This is a genomic window from Corallococcus sp. AB049A (assembly GCF_003668885.1).
In the GTDB taxonomy this organism is placed as follows: Bacteria; Myxococcota; Myxococcia; order Myxococcales; family Myxococcaceae; genus Corallococcus; species Corallococcus interemptor.
The window spans coordinates 1-398 of the sequence record NZ_RAWL01001388.1 but is presented as its reverse complement, the minus strand read 5'-3'; the positions used below and the strand labels follow the sequence as shown (position 1 = coordinate 398).

At 61.1% G+C, this 398-nt stretch carries 1 pseudogene; it reads left to right on the top strand.

Going from position 1 to position 398, the window contains the following annotated elements:
• Window positions 1-199: pseudogene (locus D7X55_RS42285) on the top strand (IS3 family transposase); the annotation flags it as partial.
• Window positions 200-398: the final 199 nt, after the last annotated feature.

The window sequence follows — 398 nt, the reverse complement described above, 5'->3', positions numbered from 1 at the left end:
CGCCGTCGCCGAGAGCTTCTTCAATCTCCCCAAGCGTGAGCGCATCCGGCGACGCGCCTACAAAACGCGCGAAGAAGCCCGGCAGGACGTGTTCGATTACATCGAGATGTTCTACAACCCGATCCGCAAGCACGTCAGGAACGGGATGCTGTCGCCCGTCGAGTTCGAACGGCAGCAGGCTTTAATGGCTCAAGGCGTCCAGAAATCTAGGGGCTATTCACCCAAGCCTGTCCTGCACTTGTCGCAGGGACGGGGGCGAAGTGGGCGCAGCAAGGCGACGGCCGAGGATATGAAGACCGGGCAAGAGGCCATCATTCCATAACGCTGACTGATGCCGGGTAGCCAATGGCGGTTGCGTTCCAACGGCGTGCCCTGCTGCCACTGGATGACTGCCTCCG